Here is a 22,489-nt window from a genome sequence, read left to right on the forward strand (position 1 = left end):
ACCTTGGCGGTCAGGGACTGAACGACGGCTTCTCAGCTGCGCCTGGATTCCGAACGGGCCGATCGCCTCGTGCGGCGCTGCATCATTTCCTCCTGCATGCTGGCCAACGCCAGTGCATCCAGTTGCTCGCGGGCTTTGGGGTAGGCCAGCGACTCTTCCAGCGCGATGTGATCCAGGTACAACGAGCGGAAAATCTCAACCGCATGGCGAAACTCCGCCGGTTCGAACCACTGGTAGCCGTCTGCGATGGCCGACAGCGTCGGTTCGATTTCGATCCAGTCTTCCTCCAGCCAGCCGTGATCCTGGATCAGGCGTTCCACCTGCTGCACCAGCGCTTCGTCACCGGAAGTCAGCAAGGGCGGAAAGACATGCTTTTCCTCATCCTGATGGTGATCGCGCGCCGTTTCGTTGAACCAGACGCAAAGCTGGCGCGCCGCCTTCTGTGTTTCGGCGCTGATACCGTCGGCCTCGATCGACGCGGCCAGAGCCTGCAGGATGACGAGGTTCTGCGCCATGTCCCGATGGCAGGTATCAAGAAACTCGAAACCATGGCTGTCGACGCCAGGTACGGCGGGCGTAGGAATCTGCAGGCTGGCCATAGGGCACTCCATTGAGAAAACAGGATTACCATTGTCGGAATGCTGCACCGCACAAACTTGATCTGGCGCAAAAAACCTGCGACCGGACTGCCGTCTTGGCGCCGCCTTTCGAAACAGCCTCGGCGGGCGGAAGCCCCCGACCCACCCGGTCAGCTGAACTGGCTGGGTTGTCCGACGATGCGTTTGGCCAGTTCATCGAGGCAGCGGGTGTCAAGCCGGGATGCCTCCACCACCGTCTGGCTGATCTGCAGCGCATTGACGGCAACCAGCCGGATCTGCACCCGCGCGGCGTCGTGATCGGGAACCAGCACCAGGCTGCTGCGACCGCCAAACTCGTGTTCGAAGTGCAAGGCCTGCAACTTCTGCGTCTCAGGGTGGCGTTGTTCGATGCGCTCATGGCGGATGCTCCCGGCCTTCAGGCGCTGCTCCACCCGTTCCAGATCCGGCGGGAAGTTCACCGTCACTCGGCCTTTCGGCGGGGCGCCTTCAACCGGGCCAAACGACCATCCCATGGCCAGATAGTCGAACACCTCGCGGTCGCGCCAGGTCTTTTTGCGGTTGTCACAGCGAAACTGAAACTGCCGCATCGCCGGCCAGGGGGTACGGCCGTCCAGACTCAGCGGTCCGGTCGGCGGCTCCAGCACATTGAGCTGCCGGGCGAGTTCGGTCAGATAGGTCCAGGCGGCCCGGCAGGCCGACTCGGTCAACTCCCCCTGGCGGGTCAGGTCCTCGGATTGCCGGGTCTGTCCGGTCTGTTTGACCTGCGCCTGCTGGCGCAGCTGGTTCAGGAAACTCATGGTGTGATTCAATCCCCTCCGGATCGCATGGTATCCGAACCGCAGGCAGGGTCAATCACTACAATAATCATAGCAGAAAACGACCTTTTGACGCTGGGTATTGCCCGAATTGGCAATAAATTCAGCCGCAACCGCCCGCCAGAGGCTGAGTTTGAGGGGCGGCGCGCCGAATCCCTCAGGACTGCAGGGCTTTCCACATCTCCATGTCCCGCTCCGCGGTCCAGATGCGGGGGTTTTTGATGCCGCTGGCTTCGTCGTAGGCGCGGCTGACGTCGAAGGGCAGGCAGTGTTCGTAGATGAAGACGTGGCCGAACACCGGGTCCATGCTCTTGCGGGTGTGGGCCATGGCGGCCTTCAGGTCCATGCCGGCGGCGGCGGCTTCCTTGCCGGCGGCGAACAGGGTCTCGACCCAGCGTTTGGTGTAGTCCAGCGCCTTGTTGACGTCGGCGGCGCCTTTCATGGCTTCGCCGCGGCCTGGCACGATGGCCTCGGCGCTCAGCGCGCGCAGGGCTTCCAGCGTGGCGGGCCATTCGGCCAGCTGGGCGTCGCCGGTGTAGACACCGGCTTCGTATTCGACCAGGTCGCCGCTGAACAGCACTTTTTCTTCTTCCACCCAGGCGATGGTGTCGCCGCGGGTGTGGCCGGCGCCGGGGCTCCATATCTGCACCTTGACGCCGCCGAGGTCCACGGTCAACCTGCCCGGCAGTTCGCCTTTGAACGGGTCGCCGCCGCCGATCACCAGCGTGGGCCAGGTCAGTCCGGGAATGCTGTCGGCGCCGCGGAACAGGCGCGGGAAGCGCTCCATCTCGCTTTTCATGTCCTGCGCGCCGCGCTCGACGATCAGCTCGTAAGTGCCCTGACTGGCGATGATTTCGCTGGCGCCTTCGGCGAAGTAGGCGCTCGCCCCCAGCACCCGCACGGCGTGGTAGTGGGTCAGCAGCACGTATTTGATGGGTTTGTCGGAGACGGTGCGGATTTTGGCGATCAGGTCGCGCGCCATGGCCGGGGTGGCGGTGGCGTCGCTGACCAGGATGTACTTTTCGCCGATGATGACGCCGGAGTTGGGGTCGCCCTCGGCGGTGTAGGCCCAGCAATGGGCGCTGAGCTGCTCGAAGGTGATCTTCTTGTCTTCCAGGTCGGCCTGGGAGGCGAAGGCTTTGGTCATCGTGGGTCTCCGGTGGGTAATAGGCGAAAACGTGAAGTTTACCTAAACGTAACGAATTACGCGTGGTGAAATGACTGACAACGAACGACCGGCGCTCGCTCAGCCCGGACCCGTGCCCAGGCCCCGGTCCAGCAGTGCAATGACGTCTTCGGCGAAATCGTCGTAACTCAGCGGTCCGCCGGGACGCAGCCAGGTGAAGGTCCAGTTGATCATGCCGAACAGCATCATGGTCGTGGCCGTCTGATTGCTGGCGTTCAGGCGCTGCGGGTAGGCTCGCCGCAAGGCGCGGGTCACCGCCGCCACCACGTCGCGCTGCCGGTTCAGAATCAACTCGCGCGGCGACTCGCCCAAGCGGGTATCGACCTCGTCGCTGAGAAATTTGGTGTCGTGCAGCAGCGACACATGGCGCTCGGCCGAGCTCTGGTATTCGTGCAGAAAAGCGCGGATCAGCTCATGCAGCGCGGCCCGGTCGTCCAGGTTGCGGCGTTGCGCCGTGGCCTCCACCTGGCCGATGATGGCCAGCAGCTTTTGCGTGTAGCGGTCCAGCACGTCGAACAGGATCGCGTCCTTGCTCTGGTAGTAGTGGTACAGCCGCGCCTTGCTGGTGCCGCAGGCGGTGGCGATGTCGTTCATCGTGGCCACCGGAAAACTCTGTCGCGCGAAGCACTGCGCGGCGGTGTCCAGGATCTGGTCGCGTTTGAGGTCGTGGGATGCGGACTTGGGCCGGGCCATGTTTTGCATTATCGTGTCGCCATGGTCAGCGCCGCCCGTGAATTTGCCCACCATTGCTGCGAACTGCTCGCGTCGGTCGGCCCCTGTGTCGCCCGGCCGATGTTCGGCGGCTGGGGCATCGCCACCGACGGCCTCACGCTGGCCATCATTGCCGATCTGGGCGAGGGCGAGCGCCTGTACCTCAAGGCCGACGATGAGACCCGGGCCCGGTTCGAGGCCGCCGGCTGCCAGCAATTCATCTACACCGCCAAGGGCAAACCGATGGCCATGAATTACTACACCGCGCCGGAAGAGGCCATGGACGCCGCCCACGCCATGGCCCCCTGGGCCCGGCTGGCGCTGGAATCAGCCCTGAAAGCCCGCAAACCCAGCGTCAAACGGTCTTCTTCCGCTCCAAAAAGCAAAGTGAAACCGGCGGCCAAGCCCCCACGCGCAACGCCGGCGCGCAAGACACCCCCGAAGGGCTGAGGCCGCCGGCAGTCACCTGCGTGCTGGACCGGCGCCGCCGCGCGTGCGCCAATGCGCCTTCGTTTTGCCAGCGGATTCGAGCCGAGGAGACCATGAGCGACACCACCACCCACCACCGCATCTGCCCCCTGTGTGAAGCCTGCTGCGGGCTGGAGATCCAGGTCCGTGACGGCCGGGTGACCGGCATTCGCGGCCACGACGCCGACGTGCTGAGCGCTGGCTACCTCTGCCCCAAGGGCGTGGCGCTGAAAGACCTGCACGAAGACCCGGACCGGCTGCGCGCGCCGCTGGTCAAACGCGACGGCGAATTTGTCGAGGTCTCATGGGAAGAGGCCTTCGCGGAAATCGAGCGCCGCCTGCCGCCGCTGCGCGCCGCGTTCGGCCGCCACGCGGTGGCCATCACCGTGGGCAACCCGTCGGCGCACAAGATCGGGCTGCTGACCTATTTCGGCAAGCTGGCGCGGGCGCTGGGCACGCGCAACGTGTTTTCCGCCTCCACGCTGGACCAGATGCCCAAGCAGCTGGCCAGCGGCCTGATGTTCGGCCACTGGCTGAGCGTGGCGCTGCCCGACATCAGCCGCACCGACCACCTGCTGGTGCTGGGCGCCAACCCGCTGGTCAGCAACGGCAGCATGTGGACCGTGCCGGACTTTCGCGGCAAGGCGAAAGCGCTGCAGGCGCGCGGCGGCAAACTGGTGGTGATCGACCCACGCCGCACCGAAACCGCCGCCATCGCCGACGCCCACCACTTCATCCGGCCCAACGCCGACGTGTTTCTGCTGGCGGCCATGGTGCACACCCTGTTTGCCGAAGGCCTGGTGACCCTGGGTAACGTGGCCGACCGGGTGACCGGCGTGGACGCCGTGCGCGAAGCCGTGGCGCCCTTCACCCCCGAGGGGGTGGCGCCGCGCTGCGGCATTGCGGCCGACACCATCCGCAGCCTCACCCGCGAGCTGGCCGCGGCGCCCCGCGCCGCCGTGTACGCGCGCATCGGCACCTGCACCCAGGAGTACGGCACCCTGTGCAGCTGGCTGGTGGACGTGCTCAACACGCTGACCGGCAACCTGGACCGCGAAGGCGGCGTGCTGTTTGCCAAATCCGCCGCGTTTGCGTCCAACACGGCGGGCAAACCCGGCATCGGCAAAGGCGTGAGCACCGGCCGCCACCATGCCCGCGTGAGTGGCGCGCCCGAGGTGTACGGCGAATTGCCCGTGACCTGCCTGGCCGAGGAGATTGAAACGCCGGGCGACGGGCAAATCCGCGCGCTGATCACCGTGGCCACCAACCCGGTGTTGTCCGCCCCGGACGGCCCGCGCCTGGCCCGCGCGCTGGAGCAGCTGGACTTCATGGTCAGCTTGGACATCTACCTGAACGAAACCACGCGCCACGCCGACGTGATTCTGCCCGGCCTGTCGCCGCTGGAAGAGTTTCACTACGACGTGGCCTTTCCGCAGCTGTCGTGGCGCAACCATGCCCGCTACAGCCCGCCGGTGCTGCCCGCGCCGCCGGGCCGGCCGGCCGAGTGGCAGACCATTCTCAAACTGGCCGCCATCGTGCGCGGCGACGGCGCGGCCGCCGACGTGGACGCGCTGGACGAGGCGGAGTTTGCGCAGGATGCGCAGCGCCTGTTCGGCGCCCATGCCGACGCGGTGATCGCCGCCACCGCCGCCTACCGGGGCCCGGAACGGCTGCTCGATGTGGCGCTGCGCAGCGGCCCGTATGGGGATCAATTCGGTCGCAAACCAGAGGGACTCACACTGGGCAAGGTCATGGCGGCCAACCCCGCCGGCGGCATCGACCTGGGGCCGCTGCAGCCACGCATCCCCGAGGTGCTGCGTACCCCCAGCGGAAAGGTGGAGCTGGCGCCGCCCACGCTGCTGGCCGACATGGCCCGCGCCGTGGCGGACCTGGCCCGCCCGGCGCCGGACCTGGTGGTGATCGGCCGGCGCGACGTGCGCACCAACAACAGCTGGATGCACAACCTGCCGGTGCTGGCCAAGGGGCCGTTTCGCTGCACCGCGCGGGTGCACCCGGCGGACGCGGCGCGGCTGGGCCTGCGCGACGGCGCGCTGGCGCGGCTGGCCAACGGGCCACGCCAGATCACCGCGCAGGTGCAGATCAGCGACGAGATGATGCCCGGCGTGATCAGCCTGCCGCACGGCTGGGGGCACGATCTGCCCGGCAGCCGTTTGCGTGTGGCCGCCGAGCGCCCGGGCGCCAACCTCAACGCCCTGCTGGACGACCAGCAACGCGACCCGCTGTCGGGCAACGCCGTGCTGGGTGGCGTGCCGGTGACGGTGGCGGCGCTGGAGGCGGCCTGAACCGATGGTTTTCGGTCAAAAAGGCCAATACCCAGCGTAAAAAGGTCGCTTTATGCTATAAATAGCAGAGTGATCGAAAGGCCGCCATGCTGCACTCGCGCACCCATTTGCGTACCCGCCCGGTCGGCGCTGGCAACCTGCGCGCCTTCGAGGCCGTAGCCCGTTACCTCAACTTCCGCGCTGCGGCGGAGGAAATGGCGCTGACCCAGTCTGCGGTGAGCCGCCAGATCCAGGCGCTGGAAGACGAGGTGGGCACGGCCCTGTTTCTGCGCCATACCCGGGCCGTGGAACTGACCGCTGCCGGCAGCCAGTTGCTGGCCGCCGTTCAGCATGCTCTGCCGCGGGTGGATGCGGCCGTGCGCCAGATTCGCCAGAGCACCGGGCGGCAGTCGGTGTCGCTGACGACCTTTGCCTCCTTCGCGTCCATGTGGCTGATACCGCGCCTGGAAGACTTTCAGCGTCAGCATCCGGACATCGACATCCGTATCGACGCCTCCGACACCTCCGTGGACCTGGACACCGCCGATGTGGACCTGGCCTTGCGCTACGGCCCGGCGCGGGTGATGCCGGCGGGCGCCGTGCGCCTGTTCGGCGAGCAGCTGACGCCGGTGGCCAGTCCGTGGCTGCTGCGTGGGGGGCAGCCTCTGCGGCGGCCTGCCGATCTGGCGCAATGGCCGCTGATCGAAGCCGGCGACGCGCATGCGACCCATCTGGACTGGCTGACCTGGCGCCGCTGGCTCGACGGCCACGGGCTGCCATTGCTGGTGCCCCGGCGCTGGCTGTACTTCAACTACGCCTACCAGATGGTGCAGGCGGCGCTGACCGGGCAAGGCATTGTGCTGGCGCGGCTGCCGCTGGTCGCCCAGGCGCTGGCCAACGGTGACCTGGTCGAAGTCTTGCCCGATACCCGCCTGGACTCGCCCATGGCCTATTGGTTGATTCCGGGCCCGGGGGGGGGGGGGGGGGGGGGGGGGGGGGGGGGTGGGGGGGGGGGGGGGGGGGGGTGGGGGNGCCCATGGCCTATTGGTTGATTCCGGGCCCGCGCGCTCGCGAGCGCGCGCCGGTACGGGCTTTTGCCGAGTGGCTGGCCGGCCAGGCCCAGGCAACCCGCCAGACCATCGGCGACGGCCCGGACCCGGACACACTCGACCAGATCGACTGACCCCGCCGTCGTCGTGGCAGGACCCTACAGCAGTGCGCCCGGGCGCTCGCCGCGTTCGTAGACCACGTGGGCGCGGCCCACAATCAGCGGGTCGAGTTTGCCGATCTGGTCCAGATTCTTGTTGTTGTAGGGCAGCTTGTGCAGCACATAACGCATGGCGTTGAGGCGCGCGCGCTTTTTGCAGTCGCTCTTGATCACCGTCCACGGCGCTTCGGCGGTGTCGGTCTCGAAGAACATGGCCTCTTTGGCGCGGGTGTAGTCCTCCCACTTGTCCAGCGATGCCTTGTCGATCGGGCTGAGTTTCCACTGCTTGAGCGGATGCGCTTCCCGCTCCTTGAAGCGGCGACGCTGCTCGGCCCGGCTGACGCTGAACCAGAACTTGATCAGGTACACCCCGCTGCGGACCAGGTGCCGCTCGAACTCGGGCGTCTGGCGCATGAATTCGTCATATTCCTCCGGCGTGCAAAAACCCATCACCCGCTCGACGCCGGCGCGGTTGTACCAGCTGCGGTCCATCAGCACAATTTCACCGCGGGTAGGCAGGTGCTGCACGTAGCGCTGGAAATACCATTGCCCCGCTTCCAGCGGCGTCGGCTTTTCCAGGGCGATCACCCGGGCGCCGCGCGGGTTCAGATGCTCCATGAACCGTTTGATCGTGCCACCCTTGCCGGCGGCATCCCGCCCTTCGAAAATCAGCACCACCCGGGCGCCGGTCTCCTTGACCCAGGCCTGAAGCTTGAGCAGTTCGACCTGCAGGCGGAACTTTTCCTTTTCATAGACGCTGCGGCGCAGCAGGTTCTTGTACGGGTAGCCACCATCGCGCCAGTCGGCGGCCAGCTCTTCGTCCGGATTGCCGTCGCGGTCCTTGCCTTGCTTGCGGCGGCCCAGCAGCACTTCGCGCAACACCGCGGCGTCGTCGGGCGCCGCCCCCTCGAAAATCGCCCGCAGGGAACGGGCCCGGTCACCGGCCTCGCCCGGCGCGTCGGCGCGGAGCAACTCCTCCAGCGCAGCAATGGTTTTGTCGCGCGCCGTTTCGGTCGCTTCGTTGGCCACATGGCGTTCGATGGCCCGGGAGTTGGCGGACGGCACCACATCGCCCCGGGCGGCAGCGCGAACGCCGGCGCGCGCGGTGGTCTTGCGGGGGCTTGCTGCCTTGCGCGCCGGCTTCTTGCCGGTGGCCTGGGCTGCCGGCCTGGTGGCGGGGTTCTTGCTGGGGTTGTCGCTCATGGAAAGGGCCTCCGATGTTCGTGGGCGTCAAAAAGTTTCAACTCTGCCCCCCCAGTCGGGCGAGCTTCTTGATGCGGATCAATTTCCTGTCACGAGGCTGTCACGCACCGCCACGGTGCCGGCCCCGGCATCGCTTGCGATCGCCGGGGCCTGCCAAAATGTCGTGCCGGCTCACACCGGCCAGACCACGCCGTTGTCATTCAGGATGGCCTCCAGTGGCACGTCATGGGCTTCGGGTTCCAAGTCGTCCAGAAAACCCTGGGTGAAACCCAGTCCCACCGTAAACGGGCGCGGCTGCAGCGCCGCCAGCGTGCGGTCATAAAAGCCGCCGCCATAACCCAGCCGGTAGCCGCCCGGGCCGTAACCCACACAGGGCACAAACAGCAGGGTTGGCACCAGCACCTCGGTCTCCTTCGGTTTGGGGATGCCGTAGGCGTCTTCCTCCATGGGGCAGCCGGGGTACCAGGCATGAAAGCGCAGGGTGCGATGCACCTTGTCCACCACCGGCAGACCGATGCGTCGCCGCTGGGGCTCGTCGAGCAGTTCGCCGTCTTCCTTCCAGCGGTGCAGGGCGGGCAGGGGGTCGAACTCGCCCTTGATCGGCCAGTAGGCGCCGATCACGGTGTCCGGGCGCCCCACCAGCCAGATGCGCATCACCCGTTGCAGCGCCTCCGCGCGCTCCAGCCGGTCGGGCAGGTTCAGCCGTCCGGCAATCAGGGATGCCCGCAGGGCTTTTTTGGTGTCGGGGATGTTCATAATCCGGCCATGTTGTTTCCAACCATTCTGACACCCTTGGCACTGGCCCTGACGGTAGGGCTCGCAGCCGGCCTGATCACGCCGACCACGGCGCACGCCCAGTCGGGCTCCGCCACGGCAGTCGCCGACGCGGCCGTCGTCGAAATGGGCCAGGCCTTTCGCAAAGGCGACCGCAAACGCCTGACGCAATTGCTGCCGCAAGCCCAGGGCCATGTCCTGCAGCCCTGGGCGGCCTACTGGGAGCTGAAAGCGCGGCTGGACGATGCCAGTCCCCAGGAGGTGCAGGACTTCCTGGCCCGCCATGCCGGCAGCTATGTGGAGGATCGCCTGCGCAACGACTGGCTTCTGCTGCTGGGCCGGCGGCGCGACTGGAGCCTGTTTGCCGCCGAGTACCCGGCCTACCGCATGCGTGACGACCGCGAAGTGCGTTGCTACAGCCTGCTTGTTCACCATCTGCGCACCGGCGAAGACGTGTCGGCCGAAGTGCGGCGCCTGTGGCACGCCCAACGTGATGCCGACGACGGCTGCCAGCAAGCCGCCGACCGCCTGGTTTCAGCCCGTTTGCTCAAGCCCGCAGACGTCTGGCGCAAGGCACGGCTGGCCATGGACGCCAACCGCCCGCGGGCGGCCCGGGCGGCAGTGGACCTGGTTGCGCCCGACCTGTCCGACCTGGTCAGTGAAGTGCATGCCCGTCCGCAGCGCTATCTGGACAACCGCAAACTGACGGTGCGCACCAAGCGTCAGGAACTGGGTCTGCTCGCCTTGCTGAGTCTGGCCCGCGACGACCCCGATCAGGCGGCGCAACGGCTCGAACAGCGCTGGGGCCCGCTGCTGACGGAAGAAGAGCGCAACTGGGCCTGGGGTGCCATCGGCCGCCAGGCCGCCCAGCGCCTGTCCGACCAGGCCATGCCGTATTTCGACAACGTCAGCCGTGACCGGGACCTCACCGACGACATGCTGGCCTGGAAAACCCGTGCCGCGTTGCGTCAGGGCCGCTGGCCGGTGGTGTTGTCGGCGATCAACGCGATGTCCGACGAAGCCCGTGCCGACCCGACCTGGACCTACTGGAAGGCCCGTGCCTTGCTGGGCGGCCTGGCACCTTCGGCCCGTCAGGCCCTGCTGCAGCCGGTGGCCGCGCCGACCTCACCGTCGGCGTCCGCTGCGACCGATTCCGCACCGCATGGGGCCTCGGCCGCCAGCCGCCGCGCCCACGAGGCCGCCGCCGAAGCCCGCAGCCTGCTCGCCGGCATGGCCTCCGGACGCGGCTTCTACGAACAACTGGCGCTGGAAGAGCTGGGCCAGCGCATCGAGGTGCCGCCGCCGCCCCCGCCGCTGAGCGCCGAAGAAAAGGCGGCCGCCCGCCGCAACCCCGGCCTGCAGCGTGCGCTGGCGGCCATTGCGCTCGGTTTGCGCCAGGACGGCGTGCGCGAATGGAACTACACCACCAACCTGCACCAAAGCGGCGGCATGAGCGACCGCGACCTGCTGGCCGCCGCCGACCTGGCCTGCGAACGCGAGGTGTGGGACCGATGCATCAATACCAGTGAACGCACGCGATCCGTGGTGGACGTGACCCAGCGCTTTCCCATGCCGTTTCGCGATGCCGTGGTGCGCCGCGCCCGTGAAATCAGCCTGGACCCGGCCTATGTCTACGGCCTGATCCGGCAGGAAAGCCGCTTCATCATGGACGCGCGCTCCCATGTCGGCGCCTCCGGCCTGATGCAGGTCATGCCTGCCACCGCCCGCTGGACCGCGCGCAAGATCGGCATGACCGGCTTCACCGCCGAGCAGATCACCGACCGCGACACCAACATCGCCATCGGGACGGCCTACCTCAAGCTGGTGCTCGATGATTTCGGCGGCTCCATGCCCTTGGCGGCTGCGGCCTACAACGCCGGCCCCAGCCGCCCCCGCGCCTGGCGCAACGGCCCGGTGCTCGAAGCCGCCATCTGGGCCGAAAACGTGCCGTTTTCGGAAACCCGCGATTACGTCAAGAAAGTGCTGGCCAACACCACGAACTACGCGGCCATCCTGAGCGGGCAGGGTCAGTCCCTGCGCGCCCGCCTGGGCACGGTGGGCCCGCGCGACAGCGCTGCAACCGCGGAAAACCGCGACCTGCCGTAAACACAGCCGGCAATTTGCGTGGTTCGGCCTTCAGCGGCCGCCTTTGCCCGTCCGGTCGTATTTGCGCCAGTACCCGAATTCGTCGGCGTGGACTTCATAGTCCAGTTCCTGCACCCGCATCTGCAGGCGTTCCTGGGCGTCGCGCACGCCCTGGTTGTACAGGCAGGGACCCACTTCGTCGATAAAAAAGGCCAGCAGTCCGCCCGCGCCCACATTGCCCAGCCGGGTGTCCAGATGTTCCTGGAAATAGCGCTGGATCGAGGCGATGGCCTGATCACGGTCGGCCTTGCTCAGTTCAAGGGTCATGGGAGCCTCCGGCGCGACGATATCACCGTCGCGGAAGAGGTGAACCTGTGGAGCCTTATGGGCAGGGCACTGCACACCGTGGTTTGGACAGGCCGGTCACCTGTCTGCCGCACCGAGACCAGCCGGGCATGCATCTTTCAGCGCGAGGTACCCAGGGCTTTGATCGCTTGCTCGATTGCTTTCACCATCTCGGGAGCAGGGCTGTGCGTGATGATGGCGTTGCCCTCGGCACGCAAGGTCGAGAGCTTGTCCTTCTCCTTGTTCGCCGAAATGGCACTGTTTTCGTCTCTCGCTGGCAGGGCCGACAACGCGGCGACCGTTGACCGCGATACCGTACCCGTGACGACGCCGTCCGGTGTGTAGACCAAGTCCGACGCGCAGGACTGGCTCGACACACCCGACAAGCAGAATTCGTAGGTTCCGGAGATCGCGCCGGTCGAACTCACGTCGAACAGGAAAACGTCTGTATCCCCGACAGAATCCACAATGGCGCAGGTAAATTCCGGGGAGACGCTTCCCGTTCGGGTGCAGGCGATCCCCGCGGATCGATTGCTCAGCGAAGAGGTCAGGTTGCCCGAACTGTTCAGGTTGGCCGCGCTGAACGAGACCCTGTCGGTATAAATTGTGGTGGTGTTGTTGAACCGGTAGTTGAACACGACATTGCCATACAGCTTGGCAATCCCGGTCGTGGTGGGTGTGGTGGTGCCCGTCGAGACGCTGGTGACAACAAAGCTTTGTTTGGACTGGCTCCACGTCAAGGTGGCATTGGATCCGGCGGTCGGGAAATCGCTGACGATGACCTGTTTCGCGGCACCGGTCAGAAATGCCTTGCCGCCCGATTGCGTGGTGTTGAAGTTGGCCTCACCGAACTTGATTCCGTTGGCAAAAACTTGGACGTTATGGGAGCCGCGAGGCAGCTCATTGAAGTTGAGCAACAGGGCATAACCGGTGCTGGATTTGCCGCATACGCCCACGGTGTCTCCCCGTTCACTGCCGACATAGGCGAACCCGACAGATTTTCCGTCGATGAACGCTTCGACCCGCGACGCGGTGCAATGCCAACCGGACAAGATGCCAATGCCGGATTCCGTGGCGTTGACGGCCGGGTTTTCCAGGGAGCCTTGTGCCATGGAAAGAACAGGAGCTGCCAACATGGCAAGTGAAAAGGGAATTCGTTTCATAAGAGCAAGTTCCAGGTGATCAAGTTTGGCGTGTCCGAAGACACCCGAGCGTAGAGTTTCGGTGCTCCGCTGTCCGGCATTGCGGCTGCGATTCGCGACAAAAAACTGTCTTGGAGGCTAGCGGATAACCGATCACGACTTCCCCCCCAAAAGGGGGATTCTTCGCAGAAAGTTCACGAAGTGTCTGGACGGTGCAACGGAAATTCGCAACCAGCATTCGGCCGGGTAACGGACCGAATGGAGCGGGCCGCTTACCCGCGCCGTTGCGGCTCGCGCAGGTGCAGAAAGCGCGTGTACAACTCGCGCGGCGGCGCCATGCCGATGGCCTTGAGCAACTGGCCGACGTTGCCGCGGTGGTAGCCGCCGTGGGTGATGACGTGCAGCAGGATTTCTTCGCGGGTCATGGCGCCACGATCGCCGTCGGTAAACGTGAACGCGACGGTCTGCGCCAACTGCTCGGGCGTCAGGTCGCGCACATAGGCCTCGTACCAGGCGTCGGTTTCCGCGGCGGCGGCGCGCAACAGGGCCACCGCCGGTGTGTCGGGGGTATTGGTCGCGTCAAACGGGCGGCATTCTCCGATCAGGTGGGCGCGGAAGATGCGGTCCACCACGTGAATGTGATTGAGCGTGCGCAGGCATCCGTGCACGGTGTCGGCGTGCTGGCTGGGCAGCGCCGCCAGCACGGCAAACAGTTCGGCCTGGGCCCAGGTCTTGAAGGCAAAAAGCGACTGCAAACTGGTGGAGCTCATGACGGGGCCGTTCAGGGGTGGCACGCAAGCGCCGGGTTCGATGGATACCACAAAAACAATAGCAAAGAACGACCTTTTTACGCTGGGTATGGGCCGAAATGATCTGAAACCAGCCCGTCAACGGCCTGGAACAGCGCCTGACGCCCCTGGCTGATGATCTGGCCCTTCCAGGCATCGGTGTCGGTGTAGAACGCGGCCATCAGGCGCTGGTGTATGGCTTCGGCCAGTTCAGGCGGTGCCTCGGGATGGTTGGCCAGCCAATGGTCCGCGCGCAGGGCCTGCAATACCTCGGCGACCGGCTCGGTGCCATATTCCATGGCGATGCCGGTGTACTGGGCCTGGGGGCATTCCTGGTAGGCGCTCATCCACATCAGGCCGGTCAGGAAGGCGGAGGTGGACGAGCCGTCGTAGATGGACGTGACCCCCGCACCCCACCAACGCCGTGCGCGCTCCAGGGCGGCCGCGTCATCGCGGCAGGCGAAGATGCGTTCGCCCACACCGCTGGCGCCGAGGCCTGTGTGCAGATCGATCCAGGCCAGATGCCGCGCGGTTCGGGCGTGCTGGCGAAGGACCGCCCTTACCGTGCGGTTGCTCCAGGTGGGCTCGCGACCCCCGAAGAAGAGCCCATCCGCATGCCGGTGCTGGCCGCGCGTTACCGCTGCCTGGTAGGCATCCATGCCGTGGCTCACGATCCACCGGGTCAAGGCCTGTTCGTTGGCGGCGTCTGGCGGCCAGGTGGCCGGCAGCAACAGATGGTGCAAGCTGTCGTAGGCGGGGTTTTCCGGCAATGGCGCGCCAAAATCCTGGAAATTGCGGTTCAGATCGACGTTTTCATGGGTCACGCGGCGAACATGCGAAAAGCCGAAGGGGTTGAGGGCATGGATGTACAGCACCGCCACGCCGGCATCGCGGGCTTTGGCCAGCCACTCGGCGTCGTGCAGGGCAAAGACCTGGACGCCGGAGCCGCAATACCCTTCGACCCCGTGGCAGGCGCTGGACACGATGAGCAGTCGCTGGGCATCGGGCGGGCCGCTGCGGGCGACATCCATGGCCAGGGTCTCACCGTCACGGCCGGTCAGCGGGTGCTGGTGGGACTCGATGGCCAAGCCCGCCGTCGCCGCGGCTTCAAGAAACTTGACGCGGGCCTGGGCGTACCGCGCGGAAAACGCGTCGGCAACACCGATCATGGGGCACTCCCGGCGGAGGGACGGGGTGTTTCCAGCCAGCGTTCGGCCAGGCGAACCCAGTAAGTCGCGCCCAGCGGGATCAGATCGTCGTTGAAGTCGTAACTGGGGTTGTGCAGCATGCACGGGCCCGCGCCATGACCCATTTCCCGGTGGCTGCCGTCGCCGTTGGCGATAAAGCAGTAAGCGCCCGGTTTGGCCTGCAGCATGTAGGCGAAGTCTTCGGCGCCCATGGTCGGTTCCTGGGTGACCACCTGCGCCGGGCCGACGATTTCTTCCATGACCCGCCGGGCAAAGGCCGCTTCCGGGGCGGAGTTCACGGTGGGCGGATAGTTGCGCACGAAGTCGAACTCGCACGTCGCACCGAATGCGGCGGCGGTGTGCTCGGCGATCTGGCGCATGCGGTTTTCAATCAGGTCCAGCACCTCCAGGGTGAAGGTGCGCACCGTGCCCTGGATTTCTGCGGAGTCGGGGACCACGTTGGTGGCCTCGCCGGTGTGGATCATGGTGACGCTGATGACGCCGGCGTCGATGGGTTTTTTGTTGCGGCTGATGATGGTCTGGAAGGCCTGCACCATCTGGCAGGCCACCGGTACCGGGTCGATGCCGTTGTGGGGAAGCGCCGCGTGGGCGCCTTTGCCGCGGATGGTGATCTTGAACTCGTTGCTGGACGCCATCACCGGCCCGGGGCTGACGGCAAAGGTGCCGACTGCATTGCCCGGCCAGTTGTGCATGCCGAACACGGCCTCCATGGCGAAACGGTCGAACAGGCCGTCCTTGATCATTTCGCGCGCGCCGCCACCGCCTTCTTCGGCGGGCTGGAAGATCAGATAGACGGTGCCGTCGAACGGCCGGTGCTGCGCAAGGTGCTGCGCCGCGGCCAGCAGCATGGCCGTGTGGCCGTCGTGGCCACATGCATGCATCTTGCCCGCGTGGCGGCTGGCGTGGGCAAACTGGTTGTACTCCTGCATGGGCAACGCGTCCATGTCGGCCCGCAGGCCGATCGCCCGGCCACTGGCCCCGCCGTCGCGCCCGTGCACGATACCCACCACGCCGGTGGTACCCATGCCCCGATGGATGGGGATGCCCCATTCGGTCAGCCGCCGGGCCACGATATCTGCGGTGCGCACCTCTTCGAAACACAGTTCCGGATGCGCGTGGATGTCACGGCGGATCGCCGCGATGGTGCCCGCCTGGGCGACGATGGAATCGATGATTTTCATGGGGCCAGTCTAGCCCCAGTCGGTGATTCCTGCCAGACCGGGGCCATGGGGCATTTCCCGAAGGGTGCGCCTGGGGGCGCCTCCGCGACGCCCCAGTCAGGTTCTCACGCGGCCGTCGCCGGTCAGCATGGACAACTCGACGAACCGAGAGGCGACATGGCTGGACGATGAAAACGACACCTGGAAGCCACCGAAGCTTTGGTCGCTGATGGACTCCAGCGCGGCAATCAGCGCATCGCGACCGGGTTTGGCCGCGCGTCGCAGGCCTTCGGCGAACACCTTGGCCGCGAGGTAGCCCTCCATGCTGGAAAAGTTCGCCTGTACGTTGCCGGTCTTTTTGCTGGCTTCGACGAACTCGCGGGCGATGGCCCGGCTTTGGTTGTAAGGCGAGGGCATGACCTGTGAAATCACCACCCCGGCGCCGTCTTTGCCCAGTTCGTCGGCCAGCGCCTGTGTGCCGACAAACGACACGTTGTAGAACGTACCCCCGAAGCCCGCCTTGCGAGCGGCGCGGATGTAGGCGGCGCAGGATTTGTAGGCGCTGATCTGTACCACCGCGTCCGGCGTGGCCGCGTTGATGGCCGCAACCGCTGCGGCAACATCAACGGAATTGCGCTCCACGGTGGTCTGGGCGACCGGTTTGAGGTTCTGCGCCGCCAGCGCGAGCGTCACCCCGTCCAGGCCGGCCTTGCCATAGGCGTCGTTCTGGTAGAAGACGGCAATTTTTTTCAGCCCCAGTGAAGTCAGTTGCCGCACGATCAATGCGGTTTCATCGTTGTAGGACGCGCGCAGGTGAAATGCCATGCGGTTGAACGGTTCACGCAATGCCATGGCGCCGGTGAATGGCGCAAAAAACGGCACACGGGCTTTGGTCGCCAAGGGAAGCGCCGCGACGCTGGTTGGCGTTCCGATGTAGCCGAACAGCGCAAAAACGTCTTCTCCGATCAGTTTCTGGGTATTGGCGGCACAGCGATCCGGTTCGTACCCGTCGTCGAGTTGACGGATTTCTACCCGGCGTCCACCGGCTCCGCCCTGGGCGTTGAGCTGGTCGAAAAACAGCTTGGCGCCGGCATGAAACTGGATGCCCAGTTGGGCTGCCGGTCCGGTGAAGGCCGCCGACTGGCCCAGCACGATGCGGTCGTCCTGGGCATGGATGGCGGGTGTGGCGCCCACGAGGGCGGCGCTGGCGACACGGTGGAACTGGCGCCGCGTAAGGCTCATTCGGAACATCGGGGAAAGTCTCCAGGTCTTTTTTTCGGGGCTGCATTGGCAAATGCCCCTGTGAAACAATGAACCGGAAATAGTAACGGAACCGTTCGATGACCGCCTCTGCCACTCCTGCAGCCGAAACCGAAACCGTCCGAGGCGCCTGTCCGCACGATTGCCCCGACACCTGCGCGCTGCTGACCACGGTGCAGGGTGGGGTGGCGGTCCGGGTGGCCGGCAACCCGGACCACCCCCCGACCGACGGCGCGCTGTGCACCAAGGTGTCGCGCTACACCGAGCGCACCTACCACCCCGAGCGCATCCTGCAGCCCCTGCGCCGGGTCGGCCCGAAGGGTTCGGGGCGGTTCGAGCCGGTGGGCTGGGACGAGGCGCTGGACACCATCGCCGCGCGCCTGTCGGCCATCGCGACCCACAACCCCGAAGCCATCGTGCCCTACAGCTACGCCGGCACGATGGGACTGGTGCAGGGCGAGGGCATGGCGGCACGCTTTTTCCACCGGCTGGGCGCTTCGCAACTGGACCGCACCATCTGCGCCGCGGCCGGCGGTGAGGGGCTGATCCACACCCTGGGCGCCAAGGTCGGCATGAAGATGCCGTTCTTTGCCGAATCGAAACTCATCCTGATCTGGGGCAGCAACCCCATTGCCAGCAACCTGCATTTCTGGCGCCTGGCCCAGCAGGCCAAACGCGCCGGGGCCCGCCTGGTGTGCATCGACCCGCGCCGCAGCGAAACCGCCGACAAGTGCCACGAACACCTGCAGCTGCTGCCGGGAACCGACGCGGCGCTGGCGCTGGCGCTGATGCACGAGCTGATCGTGCACGACTGGCTGGACCACGACTACATCGCCCGCCACACCCTGGGCTGGGAGGCGCTGCGCGAACGCGCGCTGCAGTGGCCGCCCGCGCGGGCGGCGGCGGTGTGTGGCCTGCCCGAGGCCCAGATCGTGCAGCTGGCGCGCGACTGGGGCACCACACGGCCGGCGGCGATCCGGCTGAACTACGGCATGCAGCGGGTGCGCGGCGGCGGCAACGCCGTGCGGGCCGTGGCCTGCCTGCCGGCGCTCACCGGCGCCTGGCGGCATCGTGCCGGCGGGCTGCTGCTGTCGAGCTCCGGCCACTTCCCGGTCCACCGTGCGGCGCTGCACCGGCCGGACCTGCTGGGCACCCGAACGCCGCGCACCATCAACATGTCGACCATCGGCGACGACCTGCTGCGCGAGGCCTCCCCGGCCTTCGGGCCGAAGATCGAGGCGCTGGTGGTCTACAACAGCAACCCGGTGGCGGTGGCGCCCGAATCGGCGCGGGTGGTGCAGGGTTTTGCGCGCGAAGACCTGTTCACCGTGGTGCTGGAGCATTTCCGCACCGACACGGCCGACCACGCCGACATCATCCTGCCCGCCACCACGCAGCTGGAGCACTGGGACATCCACACCAGCTACGGGCACACCGACGTGCTGCTCAACCGCCCGGCCATCGCCCCGGTGGGTCAGGCGCGGCCCAACACCCAGGTGTTCCGCGACCTGGCGGCGCGCATGGGCTTCACCGAGCCGTGCTTCGCCGACGATGACGAAACCCTGTGCCGCGCCGCCATCGGTGACGCGCGCGATTTCGACCTGTTGCTGGCCCACGGTTTTGCCTCGCTCCCCGTGCCCGACGCCCCCTTTGCCGACGGCGGGTTTCCCACGCCATCGGGCAAGTGCGAGTTTTTCAGTGCCCGGCTGGCGGCGCAGGGGCTGGACGGCCTGCCCGACCACCTGCCCAATTTCGAAGGCCCGGACGGTGATGCGCGCTACCCGCTGGCCATGATTTCACCGCCGGCCCGCAACTTCCTCAACTCGACCTTCGTCAACGTGCAAAGCCTGCGCGACATCGAAGGCGAGCCGCTGCTGGAAATCCACCCCGACGATGCTGCCGCCCGCGGCATCACCGGCGGCGAGCTGGTGCGGGTGTTCAACGACCGCGGGGTCTACCACTGCAAGGCCGAGGTGTCGGGGCGCGCCCGCCCCGGTGTGGTGAACGGGCTGGGCATCTGGTGGCGCAAGCTGGGCCCGCGCGGCACCAATGTCAACGAACTCACCAGCCAGCGCCTGACCGACCTGGGACGGGGGCCGGTGTTTTACGACTGCCGGGTGGAGGTGGCGCGTGTCGGCTGACCGGGTGACCTGTCGTATCGGTGCGATGCAAGCGGCGCTGCGACGCGGGCTGGTCCTGGTCCTGTCGAGTCTGATGCTTGTTGGCATGAGTGGATGCAGCGCGGCCGGCTACTACTGGCAGGCGGTGACCGGACATCTGGACATCCTGCAACGCACCCGACCAGTCCCCGATTGGCTTGCGGCGCCGGAAACGGCGGACACTTTGCGCGAGCGGCTGCGCCTGTCGCAGCGCATCCGGGATTTCGCCGTTGCCGAGATGAAACTGCCAGACAACGCCAGCTATCGGTCCTACGCGGACCTGGGGCGCCCATTCGTGGTCTGGAACCTGGTGGCGGCGCCTTCGGATTCGCTCAAACTCAAGACCTGGTGTTTTGTGGTGGTCGGTTGCGTCAGCTACCGGGGATATTTTGCCGAGGCTGACGCCCGGGCCGAGGCGGCTGCGCTGGCGGCCCAGGGCTGGGAGGTCCAGGTGTACGGGGTGCCAGCCTATTCCACGCTCGGCTGGATGAACGCGTTCGGCGGTGACCCGTTGTTGAACACCTTTCTTTTCCATCACGAAGGCGATCTGGCGAGGCTGATTTTCCATGAGCTGGCGCACCAGGTCCTGTACGTTGCCGATGATTCATCCTTCAACGAATCGTTTGCCACGGCGGTCGAACGCCTGGGAGTGCGCCGCTGGTTGCGAACCCAGGCCAGCCCCGCGACCCGTGTTGCCTACGAAGCCCATGAGGCCAGGCGTCAGCAGTTCCGAGCGCTGACGCGTCAGACACGCGCTGAATTGGACGCATTGTTTGTATCGCGCCCGCCAGACCTGATCGCCCGCAAGGCAGAAATCATGGCGCGCTTTCGGGATCGCCATGCCGATCTCAAGGCCAGCTGGGGGGGCTTTGCCGGTTACGACCGTTGGGTCGCGCAGGCCAACAATGCCAGTCTGGCCGGGCAGGGTACCTATGATGACGGTGTGCCGGCATTCGAGGCCTTGTACGAGCGGGCCGGCGGCGACTGGAGCCGGTTTTATGATGCGGTACGCGCTCTGGCCGAACAACCTGTGGCGGAGCGCCGCCGATTCCTCAAGGAGCCCTGACGTGTCGCATATCCGTATCCACCGTGAGCATCATCTTGGCCTGGCCAAGGCCCGCAAGATTGCCTACCGCTGGGCGGAGGATGCCGAACGCGATCTGGGCATGACCTGTACCTACGAAGAAGGCGCCCGGCACGACGAAGTGCAGTTCACCCGTACCGGCGCCAGCGGGTCCTTGCGCGTGACCGCCGAAAGCTTCGAGCTCGACGCCAAGCTCGGGTTTCTGCTGGGCGCGTTCAAGGATCGCATCGAAAGCGAGATTGTTCGCAACCTTGACAGCTTGCTCAGTCCCAAGGCGGCCAAAGCGCCGCCCGCGGCAAAAGCGCCCGCCCGAAAGAAAGCCTGATCGCCACGCGGTGAAGGTTCCCGGGGTCGGGTGCGCACCGCCAAAGTAGCCCGACACCCCGCAGGCTCATTGACGAGCAGGCACACTGGGCGCTGATCGGCCCGCCGCAATCCATGAATGTTCTGGCTTTTGACAACAGCTATGCGCGCGAACTCCCGGGCGCTTTTGCCGAGGTTCGTCCCGCACCGCCACCGGCGCCCGCGCTGGTGTTTCTCAATCGCGCGCTGGCTGACGAACTTGGGCTGGGTGAGCAAGCCCGCCAGGGCCCTCGCGCAGCGGCCTTGTGGGCGGGCGCGCTGCTGCCGGACGGCGCGCAACCGATTGCCCAGGCCTATGCCGGGCACCAGTTCGGTGGTTTTTCGCCGCAGCTGGGGGACGGCCGGGCGCTGTTGCTGGGTGAGGTCGTCGACCGGCTAGGGCGGCGTCGCGATATCGCTTTCAAAGGTTCGGGCACCACGCCCTTCTCGCGCAACGGGGACGGCAAAGCCGCGCTGGGCCCGATGCTTCGCGAAGTGCTGGTCAGCGAGAGCCTGTTTGCGCTGGGTGTTCCGACCACCCGCGCGCTGGCGGTTGCCGCGACCGGTGAGCCGGTGGTGCGCGAGCGCGCCTTGCCAGGTGCCGTTCTCACCCGGGTCGCCTCCAGTCACCTTCGTGTGGGAACACTGCAGTACTTTGCTGCGCGCCGCGACCATTCCATGCTGCGGCGGGTTGCCGACTACGCCATTGCCCGCCACGATCCGGATTTGGCTGGCCGCGAGGACCGGTACGCAGGCCTTCTGGGCCGGGTGGTCGCTCGGCAGGCGCATTTGATTGCACAGTGGATGAACCTTGGTTTCATTCACGGCGTCATGAATACCGACAACATGACCTTGTCGGGCGAAACCATCGACTACGGCCCCTGTGCCTTCATGGATCGGTTTGACCCGGAAACGGTTTTCAGCAGCATCGACCGCCATGGCCGGTATGCCTGGTCCAACCAGCCTCGTATCGCGCAGTGGAACCTGGCGCGCCTGGCCGAAGCGCTGCTGCCACTGATGGCTCAGGGAACGGGCGACCGGGAGCTTGCCCAGGCCGCCGAGCAGGCCAACGCCATCTTGCGGTCCTACGATGAGCAGTATGGCGCGGCCTGGTTGACCGGACAGCGTGCAAAGCTCGGTCTTACGACGGGTGCTCACGGGATCGATCCGGCGAAAGACCAGGTCGACGCCGTGCTGGCGGCCGACTGGCTCGCATTGCTGCATCGGGCCGGGGCCGACTACACGCGGGCCTGGCGGCGTCTGGCTGACTGCATGGAAGGCGATGTCAACCCGCTTCGGGCAGAACTGCTCTCAGGGAACGAGGGGTCTGGCGATACCCTGGCAGCGCTCGACGCCTGGTTGGCCCGCTGGCGGGCACGCCTGCGCGAAACGGTTTCGGGCGCGGCACCGGAGCCGGCAAGACGGGCTGCCGCGATGCGTCAGGTCAACCCGTGGATCATCGCGCGCAATCATCGGGTGGAGGAGGCACTGCAAGCCGCCAGTGATGGCGGGGATCTTTCGCTTTTTGAGCGGCTGCTTGCTGCGGTTCGGAGTCCGTGGGATGAAACACCGGAACGGGCGCCCTTCGCCGAACCGGCGCCACCGGCGTTTGCGGCGGTCTACCGCACCTTCTGCGGGACCTGAGCAACGCGACGGTTTGCCGGCCCCGCC

At 66.4% G+C, this 22,489-nt stretch carries 19 protein-coding genes and 1 pseudogene; 8 read left to right on the top strand and 12 right to left on the bottom strand.

The annotated features are described in order from the left end of the window. Nucleotides 1-32: 32 nt before the first annotated feature. From AC2EBU_RS09840 to AC2EBU_RS09855, 4 genes are all read right to left on the bottom strand, one after another. Entirely contained in the window at nucleotides 33-599 is a 567-nt protein-coding gene (locus AC2EBU_RS09840; RefSeq protein ID WP_484610246.1) for a hemerythrin domain-containing protein, read from the bottom strand. Nucleotides 600-748: 149 nt separating this feature from the next. Continuing rightward, nucleotides 749-1,396 carry a hypothetical protein gene (locus AC2EBU_RS09845; protein WP_484610247.1) on the bottom strand — a complete coding sequence of 216 codons (648 nt, stop codon included), beginning with the start codon at nucleotides 1,394-1,396 and terminating at the stop codon, nucleotides 749-751. Between the two features lie 175 nt (nucleotides 1,397-1,571). Further along, the gene (locus AC2EBU_RS09850; protein WP_484610248.1) at nucleotides 1,572-2,561 is read right to left on the bottom strand and encodes an MBL fold metallo-hydrolase; all 990 of its coding nucleotides are present in this window, start codon (nucleotides 2,559-2,561) and stop codon (nucleotides 1,572-1,574) included. A gap of 99 nt (nucleotides 2,562-2,660) precedes the next feature. Beyond that, on the bottom strand, nucleotides 2,661-3,293 hold the full coding sequence (locus tag AC2EBU_RS09855) for a TetR/AcrR family transcriptional regulator (RefSeq protein WP_484610249.1): 633 nt from the start codon (nucleotides 3,291-3,293) through the stop codon (nucleotides 2,661-2,663). A 21-nt stretch (nucleotides 3,294-3,314) separates the two neighbouring features. On the opposite strand from AC2EBU_RS09855, the gene AC2EBU_RS09860 reads away from it, so the two are divergent. The 3 genes and pseudogenes from AC2EBU_RS09860 (at nucleotide 3,315) to AC2EBU_RS09870 (ending at nucleotide 7,244) form a co-directional block, all read left to right on the top strand. Continuing rightward, nucleotides 3,315-3,761, top strand: a complete 447-nt coding sequence (locus tag AC2EBU_RS09860; RefSeq protein WP_484610250.1) for a TfoX/Sxy family protein — start codon at nucleotides 3,315-3,317, stop codon at nucleotides 3,759-3,761. Nucleotides 3,762-3,853: 92 nt separating this feature from the next. Further along, nucleotides 3,854-6,082, top strand: a complete 2,229-nt coding sequence (locus tag AC2EBU_RS09865) for a molybdopterin-dependent oxidoreductase (protein WP_484610251.1) — start codon at nucleotides 3,854-3,856, stop codon at nucleotides 6,080-6,082. A gap of 86 nt (nucleotides 6,083-6,168) precedes the next feature. Next, nucleotides 6,169-7,244: pseudogene (locus AC2EBU_RS09870) on the top strand (LysR substrate-binding domain-containing protein). Between the two features lie 24 nt (nucleotides 7,245-7,268). Here the strand turns inward: AC2EBU_RS09870 and ppk2 are convergent. Continuing rightward, on the bottom strand, nucleotides 7,269-8,471 hold the full coding sequence (gene ppk2 / locus AC2EBU_RS09875; protein WP_484610252.1) for a polyphosphate kinase 2: 1,203 nt from the start codon (nucleotides 8,469-8,471) through the stop codon (nucleotides 7,269-7,271). A 171-nt stretch (nucleotides 8,472-8,642) separates the two neighbouring features. Further along, nucleotides 8,643-9,227: a 5-formyltetrahydrofolate cyclo-ligase gene (locus AC2EBU_RS09880; protein WP_484610253.1), complete on the bottom strand. Its 585-nt coding sequence runs from the start codon at nucleotides 9,225-9,227 to the stop codon at nucleotides 8,643-8,645. Between the two features lie 9 nt (nucleotides 9,228-9,236). Here AC2EBU_RS09880 and AC2EBU_RS09885 point away from each other — a divergent pair, with 9 nt between their 5' ends. Further along, entirely contained in the window at nucleotides 9,237-11,351 is a 2,115-nt protein-coding gene (locus AC2EBU_RS09885; RefSeq protein ID WP_484610254.1) for a lytic transglycosylase domain-containing protein, read from the top strand. A gap of 30 nt (nucleotides 11,352-11,381) precedes the next feature. On the opposite strand, the gene AC2EBU_RS09890 is transcribed toward AC2EBU_RS09885, so the two are convergent. The 6 genes from AC2EBU_RS09890 to AC2EBU_RS09915 form a co-directional block, all read right to left on the bottom strand. After that, nucleotides 11,382-11,657, bottom strand: coding sequence for a DUF2164 domain-containing protein (locus AC2EBU_RS09890; protein ID WP_484610255.1), 276 nt, complete (start codon nucleotides 11,655-11,657; stop codon nucleotides 11,382-11,384). Nucleotides 11,658-11,794: 137 nt separating this feature from the next. Continuing rightward, nucleotides 11,795-12,838: a hypothetical protein gene (locus tag AC2EBU_RS09895; protein ID WP_484610256.1), complete on the bottom strand. Its 1,044-nt coding sequence runs from the start codon at nucleotides 12,836-12,838 to the stop codon at nucleotides 11,795-11,797. A gap of 251 nt (nucleotides 12,839-13,089) precedes the next feature. After that, complete coding sequence (locus AC2EBU_RS09900) at nucleotides 13,090-13,587, bottom strand: DinB family protein (protein ID WP_484610257.1); 498 nt, start codon at nucleotides 13,585-13,587, stop codon at nucleotides 13,090-13,092. Nucleotides 13,588-13,664: 77 nt separating this feature from the next. Continuing rightward, complete coding sequence (locus AC2EBU_RS09905; RefSeq protein ID WP_484610258.1) at nucleotides 13,665-14,774, bottom strand: M14 family metallopeptidase; 1,110 nt, start codon at nucleotides 14,772-14,774, stop codon at nucleotides 13,665-13,667. Continuing rightward, on the bottom strand, nucleotides 14,771-15,994 hold the full coding sequence (locus AC2EBU_RS09910; protein ID WP_484610259.1) for a M20 aminoacylase family protein: 1,224 nt from the start codon (nucleotides 15,992-15,994) through the stop codon (nucleotides 14,771-14,773). The genes AC2EBU_RS09905 and AC2EBU_RS09910 overlap by 4 nt, the downstream gene beginning before the upstream one ends. A gap of 96 nt (nucleotides 15,995-16,090) precedes the next feature. Continuing rightward, on the bottom strand, nucleotides 16,091-17,215 hold the full coding sequence (locus tag AC2EBU_RS09915) for an ABC transporter substrate-binding protein (protein ID WP_484610260.1): 1,125 nt from the start codon (nucleotides 17,213-17,215) through the stop codon (nucleotides 16,091-16,093). A gap of 98 nt (nucleotides 17,216-17,313) precedes the next feature. Between AC2EBU_RS09915 and AC2EBU_RS09920 the strand changes: the two genes are divergently transcribed. From AC2EBU_RS09920 to AC2EBU_RS09935, 4 genes are all read left to right on the top strand, one after another. Continuing rightward, the gene (locus tag AC2EBU_RS09920) at nucleotides 17,314-19,374 is read left to right on the top strand and encodes a molybdopterin-containing oxidoreductase family protein (RefSeq protein ID WP_484610261.1); all 2,061 of its coding nucleotides are present in this window, start codon (nucleotides 17,314-17,316) and stop codon (nucleotides 19,372-19,374) included. A 25-nt stretch (nucleotides 19,375-19,399) separates the two neighbouring features. Then, nucleotides 19,400-20,458 (top strand): aminopeptidase, encoded by a 1,059-nt coding sequence (locus tag AC2EBU_RS09925; RefSeq protein ID WP_484610571.1) that lies wholly within the window; start codon nucleotides 19,400-19,402, stop codon nucleotides 20,456-20,458. Between the two features lies 1 nt (nucleotide 20,459). Continuing rightward, nucleotides 20,460-20,801 (top strand): polyhydroxyalkanoic acid system family protein, encoded by a 342-nt coding sequence (locus tag AC2EBU_RS09930; RefSeq protein ID WP_484610262.1) that lies wholly within the window; start codon nucleotides 20,460-20,462, stop codon nucleotides 20,799-20,801. A gap of 113 nt (nucleotides 20,802-20,914) precedes the next feature. Then, nucleotides 20,915-22,462 carry a protein adenylyltransferase SelO gene (locus tag AC2EBU_RS09935; protein ID WP_484610263.1) on the top strand — a complete coding sequence of 516 codons (1,548 nt, stop codon included), beginning with the start codon at nucleotides 20,915-20,917 and terminating at the stop codon, nucleotides 22,460-22,462. The last annotated feature ends 27 nt before the right edge of the window (nucleotides 22,463-22,489 follow it).

Source organism: Curvibacter sp. T50 (assembly GCF_057219955.1).

Excerpts from the sequence above, each read along its gene's own strand:
- AC2EBU_RS09905 (WP_484610258.1), bottom strand. The coding sequence starts at position 14,774 with ATGATCGGTGTTGCCGACGCGTTTTCCGCGCGGTACGCCCAGGCCCGC.
- AC2EBU_RS09890 (WP_484610255.1), bottom strand. The coding sequence starts at position 11,657 with ATGACCCTTGAACTGAGCAAGGCCGACCGTGATCAGGCCATCGCCTCG.
- AC2EBU_RS09855 (WP_484610249.1), bottom strand. The coding sequence starts at position 3,293 with ATGGCCCGGCCCAAGTCCGCATCCCACGACCTCAAACGCGACCAGATC.
- AC2EBU_RS09935 (WP_484610263.1), top strand. The coding sequence starts at position 20,915 with ATGAATGTTCTGGCTTTTGACAACAGCTATGCGCGCGAACTCCCGGGC.
- AC2EBU_RS09925 (WP_484610571.1), top strand. The coding sequence starts at position 19,400 with ATGCAAGCGGCGCTGCGACGCGGGCTGGTCCTGGTCCTGTCGAGTCTG.
- AC2EBU_RS09895 (WP_484610256.1), bottom strand. The coding sequence starts at position 12,838 with ATGAAACGAATTCCCTTTTCACTTGCCATGTTGGCAGCTCCTGTTCTT.
- AC2EBU_RS09910 (WP_484610259.1), bottom strand. The coding sequence starts at position 15,994 with ATGAAAATCATCGATTCCATCGTCGCCCAGGCGGGCACCATCGCGGCG.
- AC2EBU_RS09865 (WP_484610251.1), top strand. The coding sequence starts at position 3,854 with ATGAGCGACACCACCACCCACCACCGCATCTGCCCCCTGTGTGAAGCC.
- ppk2 (WP_484610252.1), bottom strand. The coding sequence starts at position 8,471 with ATGAGCGACAACCCCAGCAAGAACCCCGCCACCAGGCCGGCAGCCCAG.
- AC2EBU_RS09850 (WP_484610248.1), bottom strand. The coding sequence starts at position 2,561 with ATGACCAAAGCCTTCGCCTCCCAGGCCGACCTGGAAGACAAGAAGATC.
- AC2EBU_RS09860 (WP_484610250.1), top strand. The coding sequence starts at position 3,315 with ATGGTCAGCGCCGCCCGTGAATTTGCCCACCATTGCTGCGAACTGCTC.
- AC2EBU_RS09900 (WP_484610257.1), bottom strand. The coding sequence starts at position 13,587 with ATGAGCTCCACCAGTTTGCAGTCGCTTTTTGCCTTCAAGACCTGGGCC.
- AC2EBU_RS09845 (WP_484610247.1), bottom strand. The coding sequence starts at position 1,396 with ATGAGTTTCCTGAACCAGCTGCGCCAGCAGGCGCAGGTCAAACAGACC.
- AC2EBU_RS09915 (WP_484610260.1), bottom strand. The coding sequence starts at position 17,215 with ATGAGCCTTACGCGGCGCCAGTTCCACCGTGTCGCCAGCGCCGCCCTC.
- AC2EBU_RS09885 (WP_484610254.1), top strand. The coding sequence starts at position 9,237 with ATGTTGTTTCCAACCATTCTGACACCCTTGGCACTGGCCCTGACGGTA.
- AC2EBU_RS09920 (WP_484610261.1), top strand. The coding sequence starts at position 17,314 with ATGACCGCCTCTGCCACTCCTGCAGCCGAAACCGAAACCGTCCGAGGC.
- AC2EBU_RS09840 (WP_484610246.1), bottom strand. The coding sequence starts at position 599 with ATGGCCAGCCTGCAGATTCCTACGCCCGCCGTACCTGGCGTCGACAGC.
- AC2EBU_RS09880 (WP_484610253.1), bottom strand. The coding sequence starts at position 9,227 with ATGAACATCCCCGACACCAAAAAAGCCCTGCGGGCATCCCTGATTGCC.